The sequence below is a fragment of the Streptomyces sp. NPDC054863 genome, assembly GCF_053610825.1.
Genome location: NZ_JBSGZD010000408.1, coordinates 1 through 5,483 on the forward strand (window position 1 = coordinate 1; position 5,483 = coordinate 5,483).

The 5,483-nt window shown below is 71.7% G+C and carries 5 protein-coding genes; 1 reads left to right on the plus strand and 4 read right to left on the minus strand.

What is annotated here, in order from left to right; genetic code table 11:
* Positions 1-207 precede the first annotated feature (207 nt).
* From ACWGIG_RS36435 to ACWGIG_RS36450, 4 genes are all read right to left on the minus strand, one after another.
* Entirely contained in the window at positions 208-2,568 is a 2,361-nt protein-coding gene (locus ACWGIG_RS36435; protein ID WP_453326006.1) for a HelD family protein, read from the minus strand.
* 139 nt (positions 2,569-2,707) lie between these two features.
* On the minus strand, positions 2,708-3,493 hold the full coding sequence (locus ACWGIG_RS36440; protein WP_453326007.1) for an anti-sigma factor family protein: 786 nt from the start codon (positions 3,491-3,493) through the stop codon (positions 2,708-2,710).
* A complete protein-coding gene (locus tag ACWGIG_RS36445; RefSeq protein WP_453326008.1) occupies positions 3,490-4,098 on the minus strand; it encodes a sigma-70 family RNA polymerase sigma factor in 609 nt (202 codons plus the stop codon). Before ACWGIG_RS36445 ends, ACWGIG_RS36440 begins: the two co-directional genes overlap by 4 nt.
* Before the next feature lie 115 nt (positions 4,099-4,213).
* Positions 4,214-4,798, minus strand: a complete 585-nt coding sequence (locus ACWGIG_RS36450) for a CGNR zinc finger domain-containing protein (protein WP_453326009.1) — start codon at positions 4,796-4,798, stop codon at positions 4,214-4,216.
* A gap of 107 nt (positions 4,799-4,905) precedes the next feature.
* On the opposite strand from ACWGIG_RS36450, the gene ACWGIG_RS36455 reads away from it, so the two are divergent.
* Positions 4,906-5,430, plus strand: coding sequence for a GNAT family N-acetyltransferase (locus ACWGIG_RS36455; RefSeq protein WP_453326010.1), 525 nt, complete (start codon positions 4,906-4,908; stop codon positions 5,428-5,430).
* The last annotated feature ends 53 nt before the right edge of the window (positions 5,431-5,483 follow it).

Here is a 5,483-nt window from a genome sequence, read left to right on the forward strand (position 1 = left end):
CTCCTGGGAGCGCTCCGGACCTCTTGCTCAACGTGTGAGTGACACCGACCCGCCATGCTCGCCTCGCGGCAAGTGGTCGCTCGAAGCGACTAAGGTTGGGCCCGGGGGCTTGGATCGAGCCGGTGTCACATTCGAGACTAACAAACCCTCCCCGGAACTACCCCTCCTCCCCCAGGAATGACGGCCCCGTGGCGGGTCGACTCGAAATCAGTCCCGCAGCAGCGCCGGAACCCCGTCCGCACCAGGGGCGTCCCGCTTCCCCGAGACCACGGTGAGCTGCTGCGTCGCCCGCGTCAGCGCCACGTACAGCACCCGCAGCCCGGCCGGGGACTCCTCGGCGATCTCCGCGGGGGACACCACCACCGTCGCGTCGTACTCCAGCCCCTTGGCCTCCAGGCTGCCCAGCGCGACCACCCGGTCGCCGAGCTCGGCGAGCCAACGCCGGGCCTGCGCACGCCGGTTCATGGCGACGACGACACCGACGGTGCCGTCCACCTGCTCCAGGAGGAGGCGCGCCTCGTCCCGTACGGAAGCCTCAAGGTCGTCCTGGCCCGGGACGAACCTCGGCACGACACCCGTCGAGCGCACCGCGCGCGGGGAGCGCATGTCCGGTGCGGCGAGGGCCAGCACCTTCGCCGCCAGCTCCGCGATCTCCGCCGGGTTGCGGTAGTTGACCGTCAGCTCGAACTTCCGGCGCGGGCGCGCGCCCAGCGCCTCGTCGCGCGCCTCGGCGGCCTCCTGGGGGTCGGTCCAGGAGGACTGGGCGGCGTCGCCGACGATCGTCCAGGTCGCGGTGCGTCCGCGCCGGCCGACCATCCGCCACTGCATCGGCGTGAGGTCCTGCGCCTCGTCGACGATGACGTGCGCGTACTCGGTGCGCTCCGCCGCGAGCCGCTCGGCGCGCTCCCACTGGGTCTCCTCGCGGTGCGGCATCAGCTCTTCGAGGCCGGTCAGCGCGTCCAGCGGGTCGTACTCGCGCTTCTTCTTGGGCTTCGCGGGGGTGCCGAGGAGGAGCTGGAGCTCGTCGAGGAGGGCCACGTCGTGCACGGACAGCTCGTCGCGGCGCAGCGAGCGGGCCAGCTGGCGGACCTCGCGCGGGTTGAGGATGCGGCGGGCCCACCGGGCCAGGCGCTTCTCGTCGGACATGGCGGCGAGCACCCCGCGGGGGGTGAGTTCCGGCCACCAGGCGTCGAGGAAGGCCAGGAAGGAGTCCTCGGACGCCACGTCGTCGTCGAAGGACGAGCGGAGCTCGGCGGCGAGTTCCGGGTCGGTGTGCCGGCCCCGGCCGCCCGACTTGGACCAGAGGGCGTCCAGCAGGAGCTTGCGGGCGCGCGGACGCAGCAGGTTGACGGGGGCGGTGCCACCGAGGACGTTGTTGCGGATGCGCTGGAGGTCGTTCGCCTCCAGCTCCAGGCGGGCGCCGAAGACGACGACGCGCAGGAGGTCGGTGCGGACGGCGGGCTTCGCCCCGTCCTCCTCCGGCTCGTCGAAGCCGCCGAACGAGAGCTGACCCTCCGTCTCCTGGACTTCGGCCGTCACAGGGTCCTCCAGGGCCCCGCGCGCCACCTTCCGCAGCACCTTCAGCATCCGTGAGGAGCCCTTGATGCGGGCGATGTTCGGTTCGTCGTACGTGGTCGCCTCGGCGCCGTCGACGAGCGAGCCGAGCGCACGGATCGCCACCTGGCCCTCCTCGCCGAGGGACGGCAGGACGCCTTCGGTGTACGAGACGAGCAGCGGGGTCGGCGAGACGATCAGGATGCCGCCCGCGTACCGGCGGCGGTCCTGGTAGAGGAGGTACGCGGCGCGGTGCAGGGCCACGGCCGTCTTGCCGGTGCCGGGACCGCCCGCGACCTCCGTCACCGAGGCGGCGGGGGCCCGGATGACCAGGTCCTGCTCGGCCTGGATGGAGGACACGATGTCGCGCATGGTGTGGCTGCGGGCCTGCCCGAGGGCGGCCATCAGCGCGCCGTCCCCGATCACGGCCAGCTTCGCGCCACCGAGGTGGGCACTCAGCTCGGGCCGCATCAGGTCGTCCTCGACCCCGAGGACCCTGCGGCCCTTGGACCGGATGACCCGGCGGCGTACGACCCGGCCCGGGTCCTTGGGCGTGGAGCGGTAGAACGGCGCGGCGGCGGGCGCGCGCCAGTCGATCACCAGCGGCGCGTAGTCGGAGTCGAGGACTCCGATGCGGCCGATGTGGAGCGTCTCACCGATGTCGGCGGTGAGGTCGTCGCGCACGGCGTCGTCGGCCGGCTCGATGGACGTGAACGCCCCGTCGGGGCCCTTCTTGCCGTCCTTTCCGTACAGCAGGTCGATCCGGCCGAAGAGGAAGTCCTCGAACTCGTTGTTGAGACGGTTGAGGTGCACCCCCGCCCGGAAGACCTGCGCGTCGCGCTCGGCGAGTGCGCCGGGCGTGCCGACCTGACCCCGCTGAGCGGCGTCGTTCATCAGGAACTCGGCCTCGTGGATCTTCTCCTCAAGACGGCGGTACACCTGATCCAGATGATCCTGTTCCACGCCGATTTCTCGGTCGCGGACCGAATCGACAGCGGCATCCTGCGCGGCCACCGAGGCCCCCTTCTGACGTGCACTGGGCAGCCGTCAACCGTACGCGAAGGGGACCGTTATGTCAGGCGTCGACTTTTCGTAAGCGCCGGAAGTCGCGCGGGAGGGGCGCGGGAGGGGAGCGGGAGCCACGGACGGCGGCTCAGACGTCGACCTTCACGAGCCGTTTGCCGTCGAAGGTGCGGACCTCGAAGTGGTCGATGTCGTTGCGGGCCATGGCCGCGCCCCCGTGGACGTACAGCGGGTTCTTGGCCCATTTGTTCGGGCTGTCCGGGATGCCGTACCCCCACTTGGGGACGGACCAGCTGGACACGACCTCCTCCTCGCCCTTCTTCGAGACGGCGATCAGGCTGCACTTGAGGGGGCCCTTGACGTTCTTGAGCTCCAGGACGGCGTGGGTGCCCCAGCCCTTCTTCTCGGTGCCGACGACGGCGCTGACCCGGGTGACCGGGTCGGTGGCCTCCCGCTTCTCCTCCATGTGGTGGAAGAAGGCGTCCTCGGCGGGGCCGGTGGGATGCGGGTCGGGGAGCGCCCGCACGGGCCCCGGGTCGTTGTTCGCCGCCGCGACGACGACCGCGCCCGAACCGCCGATCACCACCGCCGCCGCTGCCGCGACCAGGTACAGACCGCGTCGCCTGCGGCGGGCACGCAGGTCCCGCTGGGCGGCGACCTCGTCGATGAGTCCTTCGAGGAGTGCGGGGCTCGGAGGCGTCGACTCCCTCGGCGGGCCCGGTGGTTCGGCCAGCGCGGCGAGCATCGGTTCCAGGCCCGCGAAGTCGTCGAGCTGGGCGGCGCAGAAGTCGCAGCCGGCCAGGTGCGCCTCGAAGGCGGTGGTTTCGGCCTCGTCCAGAATGCCGAGGGAGTACGCGGCGACGGCGTCGTGGACGGACTCGTTCTCCTGTGCGCTGCCCCTCTCCGGTGCGCTCATGCCGTCACTCCTCGTTCCTCAAGCGCCAGCTTCATCGAGCGGAGCGCGTAGAAGACCCGGGACCTGACGGTCCCGCTGGGCACGCCGAGGACCTCGGCCGCCTCGCCGACCGTACGTCCCTTGAAGTAGGTCTCGACGAGCGCTTCCCGGTGGGCGGGCGTCAGGTCGTCGAGCGCATCGCCGAGAGTCATCAGCCACAACGCCTTGTCGATCTCGTCCTCCGCGGGCATGACCTCCAGCGGCGACGGATCGACCTCCACCGGCCGGGCCTGCCGGCTGCGGTGGTTGTCGATGACGATCCGGCGTGCGACCGTCACCAGCCAGGGGCGGACGGAGCCGGTCGCCCGGTTGAGCGAACCGGCGTTCTTCCAGGCACGGATGAGCGTCTCCTGTACGACGTCCTCGGCGCGCTGGCGGTCACCGGCGACGAGACGCAGCACGAAGGCGAGCAGTGGGCCGGCATGTTCGCGGTAGAGCGAGCGCATCAACTCCTCTTCAGGAGCTGGTGAGTTGATCTCCTTCTCGGCGCTTCCTGCACTCCTCGCGCTGCGATGCCGTGCCCGGCGTTGCGGACGGTCATCGGCCACGGCCGCATCCTCGCGCACCTGAACCTCCCGGTCGAGACCCTCTCGGATTTCCTCGACGTGGAGTACGGGCGGGCGGGTGCACGCGACTCAACGGGGGCGCAAGATCTTTCCGTACGACGTCCCGGCACGCCCCTCACGCCTGCGCGGCGACGGCTGCGCGGCGGCGGTGGCGGGCGACCCGCTCCCGGTTGCCGCAGACCTCGCTGGAGCACCAGCGGCGGCGGCGCCCGCGGGACGCGTCGAGGTACAGGCGACGGCAGTTGTCGCCCTCGCAGCGGCGCAGGGCGGCGCGGGCGACGGGGTCGGTGAGCAGGCCCACGGCGTCCCGGGCGACGGCGGCGAGGAGCTGTTCGCAGCGGGGCTCGGCGGCGAGGACGTACGCGAGCGAACCGTCCGGAACGCGGACGGCGCGAGGGGCCGGAGGAGACACGTAGGCAAGGGAGTTGAGGGGGTCGAGGGCGGTGTCGGGACAGCCCTTCTCGATCAACTCGGCGACCAGCGAGCGCAGTTGCTGAAACGCACGCACCCACCCGTCGTTCACGGCGACGAGCGGGGTACCGGCGGGCACCAGCCCCGCCCCACGGAGCCAAGCAGCCAACTCCCCCTCCCCTGCGATGAGTTCCTCGCCCTTCGCATGGGTCGCGAGGAGATCCAGGCAGACCCGCCCGGAGTCGAACCACCACGTTTGCACGCCTGTGCCCACATCTCCCGAGCCCATTTCGATGCCCTCCGGGATCGCCGGTGGCTGCCTCTGCCACTGCCCTCAGAGTGCCTGCCGCCGCCCCGCACCGGAACCCCCGGTACCGCGGCTCGTACGGTGGCCGCATGAAGACCACCTGTCCCACCCTGTACGCCGACGGGTTGACGCTGCGCCCCTGGCGCGCCACGGACGCCGCCGCACTCACCGAGATCTGCCGCACCTCCGACATGAGCGAGGTCAGCATCCGGGTCGCCTCCGAGGAGGACGCGGTGGCATGGCTGGAAGAGGAGGCCCGGTGCTGGGCGGAGGGCACGAGGCTGGCGTTCGCGGTGCTGACGGCGGACCCGGCCGAGGTGGTCGGCCAAGCCGTCCTCAAGCGCCCGGAGCCGGGGTCGCCGACGGCGGAGGTCGGCTACTGGACGGCGGGGCGGATGCGGGGGCGTGGAGTGGCGTCACGGGCGGTGTCGGCGCTGGCGGAGTGGTCGTTCGCGGAGTACGGCCTGAAGGAGCTGGAGCTCTACCACGGCATCGACAACGTGGGCTCCTGCCGGGTCGCGGCCCGCGCGGGCTTCCCCTTCGCCCGGGAACTGCCACCGCACCCCCTCCACCGGCGCAAGGGCCACCTGCACGTACGCAGTCGGGCCTTCTAGGACGCGGGGCGGCGGCCGACGCGGGCCAGGCCGCTTCACGCACGCACGAACGC

Coding starts and splice junctions, on each gene's coding strand:
- ACWGIG_RS36440 (WP_453326007.1), bottom strand. CDS start 3,493: ATGAGCGCACCGGAGAGGGGCAGCGCACAGGAGAACGAGTCCGTCCAC.
- ACWGIG_RS36450 (WP_453326009.1), bottom strand. CDS start 4,798: ATGGGCTCGGGAGATGTGGGCACAGGCGTGCAAACGTGGTGGTTCGAC.
- ACWGIG_RS36455 (WP_453326010.1), top strand. CDS start 4,906: ATGAAGACCACCTGTCCCACCCTGTACGCCGACGGGTTGACGCTGCGC.